The sequence below is a fragment of the Microbacterium sp. H6 genome (assembly GCF_003314775.1).
In the GTDB taxonomy this organism is placed as follows: domain Bacteria; phylum Actinomycetota; class Actinomycetes; order Actinomycetales; family Microbacteriaceae; genus Microbacterium; species Microbacterium oxydans.
Map to the genome: position 1 here is coordinate 5,578 of NZ_QOAY01000297.1, position 2,898 is coordinate 8,475.

Annotated in this window: 4 protein-coding genes; all 4 read right to left on the reverse strand. The window is 69.5% G+C overall.

Annotated elements, in window-relative coordinates; genetic code table 11:
• Positions 1 to 275 (reverse strand): alcohol dehydrogenase catalytic domain-containing protein (locus DSP71_RS19235; RefSeq protein WP_396652069.1); only part of this gene is annotated, 275 nt, incomplete at its 3' end.
• Entirely contained in the window at positions 272 to 502 is a 231-nt protein-coding gene (locus DSP71_RS19240) for a helix-turn-helix transcriptional regulator (protein WP_113681843.1), read from the reverse strand. The genes DSP71_RS19240 and DSP71_RS19235, both read right to left, overlap by 4 nt.
• On the reverse strand, positions 502 to 966 hold the full coding sequence (locus DSP71_RS19245; RefSeq protein WP_258546558.1) for a hypothetical protein: 465 nt from the start codon (positions 964 to 966) through the stop codon (positions 502 to 504). The genes DSP71_RS19240 and DSP71_RS19245 overlap by 1 nt, the downstream gene beginning before the upstream one ends.
• Positions 967 to 1,017: 51 nt before the next feature.
• The coding region (locus tag DSP71_RS19250; protein ID WP_113681845.1) for an aldehyde dehydrogenase family protein at positions 1,018 to 2,898 on the reverse strand (1,881 nt) is incomplete at its 5' end.

Here is a 2,898-nt window from a genome sequence, read left to right on the forward strand (position 1 = left end):
ACCTCAGCACCGACGACATCGGCCCCGAGCGCCACCACGGTGCCAGCGACCTCCATGCCGCGCACCGGGTGCTTCGGACGTGTCAGCCCGAACACCGGCCGCACGAGCAGCGGATCGCCGAGCAGAAGACGCACGTCGCCCGCGTTCAGGGCCGTGGCGCGCACGCGCAGCAGCACCTCGCCGCGTCGAGGAACCGGCATCGAGGTGTGTTCGAGGGCGACGCCGTCGGCGGGCCCGTACGTCTTCCTGGTCCACGCCTTCATCGACCGGCTCATGATGCTGCTCCTGACGTGTCGGGATACTCGAAGATGTCGTCGAGGCCCACGCCGAACGCACGGGCGATCTGGAAGGCGAGTTCGAGCGTCGGCGAGTACCTCTGCTGTTCGATGGCGATGAGCGTCTGGCGCGTCACGCCGACCGTGCGCGCGAGCTCGGCCTGAGTGAGTCCCGCCCTCTCGCGATGAGCGCGGATGGTGTTGGAGACGAGAGTGGGCTTGACCATCAGACGAGGCCTCGCCGGTAGGCGATCACCCTGGCGACACCGCCGACGAGCGCGGCTACCGCGAAGCCCGCGAACATGGTGTTCGCGATCCAGAAGACGTCGGCCCCGACAGCGCACAGCGCGATCACCCCGAGGCCGGCGATCACGATGAAGGCCTGCTCCACCCGCCCACCCATGCGGCTGATGTCGCGGTCGCGGATGTCGGAGCGCCCTACACCGTCGGGGTCGCGCATTCCGGCGATCATGCCCCAGACGACGCTGAGCACGATGGTCGCGACGATGCCCCCGCCGATCACCCACAGCATGAGCGGGAACCAGTCCACATCGGTGAGCGGCCCTCCTCCAGCCTGCTGGAGGACCAGCACGACGTACACGACCATCACGATGGGGCTCACGATGAGTCCCGCCCACGCATTGCGCTCTTCGTAGACCACGACGCCTCCGATGTAAAAGATTCTTGACACGCTCAGCGTACGACCGCTTACCAGGTGTGTCAAGAATTCTTTACATGCGGCTCAGATCACGTCGCTGCTCCACGCGTCGAGGTTGCCGTAGCGGTGCGCGGTGATCGAGATCGACTGCTCGTGCACGAACGGCAGCAGCTCGATGCGGGCGGCCGCCGTCACCTCGCCGTCGTACACCGCGAGGTCGGGATCGCCAGCGGAAGCCGAGGCCAGCTTCGCGCGGAGAGCGGCGACACCCTCACGACCGCCGACCAGTCGCACTCGATCGCTCGCCGGCAGTGTGACGCCTTCGAGGTCGGCGTCCTGACGGAGCAGCCGCTGCAACCACTCGTCGTCGCTCTCGAGGAACACCGGGGCGTCGAGGTCTCCGAGCGCTCGGCGCACCTCGGCGGGCAATCCGGAAGGGGTGGAGATGACGAACCTGGCGCCGGAGCGCACCCCGGCGATCACCACGCGCAGCAGGTCGTGCAGCGCGGCGTCGTCGGTCGCGCGCACTTCGACGGGCACGGGGCGATATCGGAACAGGTTGCGCTCGACTCCCAGACGCGACACGTCGCGCACCTGGCCGAACTCCCGATCCCAGGCCAGCGCATCCGAGAGAGCCGAGCGCCGCAGCCACTCGAACGACTCATACGCGAGCGAGGACTGTGCCGCCTCGATCACCGCGGTGATGCGCGAATCGAGCCCGCGCAGGTGCAGGGTGCTGGAGGCCGGCCCTGCCGACTGCGAGCGCCACGATCCCAGGCCGATGAGATAGTTGGGCCCACCCGCCTTCGCGCCGGGGCCGACCGAGGAGCGCTTCCAGCCGCCGAAGGGCTGACGCTGCACGATCGCGCCGGTGATGCCGCGATTCACGTAGAGATTGCCCGCCTGCACCCGGTCGAGCCAGTACGACAGCTCCTCCGGATCCTGGGTGTGCAGCCCTGCGGTGAGTCCGTAGGCGACGGCGTTCTGCATCTCCACGGCGCGCGCGAGGGTCGGGGCGTGCATCACCCCGAGCACGGGGCCGAAGAACTCCTCGGTGTGGAAACGCGATCCCGGTTGCACCCCGACGCGCACGCCGGGACGCCAAAGCCGTCGGCTGCCGTCGTCCGCCGCGGCGAGAGACGGCTCGATCAGCCACTGCTCGTCGCCCTCGAGCTCACTCAGCGCCCAGGCGAGCTTGCCCTGCGGCTGCTCGATCACCGGCCCCACCTCGGCCAGCGGATCGGTAGGAGGACCGACGTGCAGCGAGCGCACGGCGTCGGCCAACTGGCGGGCGAACCGGGCCGAGCGTCCGACCGGCCCCACGAGGATCGCGAGCGACGCCGCCGAGCACTTCTGCCCGGCATGTCCGAAGGCGCTCTTGACGAGGTCGGCGACCGCGAGGTCGAGATCGGCGGAGGGCGTGATGATGATCGCGTTCTTGCCGCTGGTCTCCGCGAGCAGCGGCAGATCCGGGCGCCAGGAGCGGAACAGCGCCGCCGTGTCCCACGCGCCGGTGAGGATCACCCGGTCGACCGCCGCGTGCGTGATCAGCTCGCGGCCGAGCTCCCCCTCTTCGACGTCGACGAGCGCCAACAGGTCGCGGGGGATCCCTGCCTCCCACAGCGTCTCGGCGATCACCGCCGCACAGCGACGGGCCTGCGGTGCGGGCTTGAAGACCACACCGGAACCTGCGGCGAGCGCGGCGAGCACTCCTCCGGCGGGAATGGCGACGGGGAAGTTCCAGGGCGGCGTGACGACCGTGACGGATGCCGGGACGAACACGGCGCCGGCGATCGCGTCGAGCTCCCTGGCCTTGGCTGCGTAGTAGCGCGCGAAGTCGACGGCCTCACTCACCTCGATGTCGGCTTCTGCGAAGACCTTGCCGGTCTCGGAGGCCGCGACCTCGATGAGGTCTCCGCGACGGGCCTCGAGTGCAGCCGCGGCACGCAACAGCACCTCGGCACG

Excerpts from the sequence above, each read along its gene's own strand:
- DSP71_RS19240 (WP_113681843.1), bottom strand. The coding sequence starts at position 502 with ATGGTCAAGCCCACTCTCGTCTCCAACACCATCCGCGCTCATCGCGAG.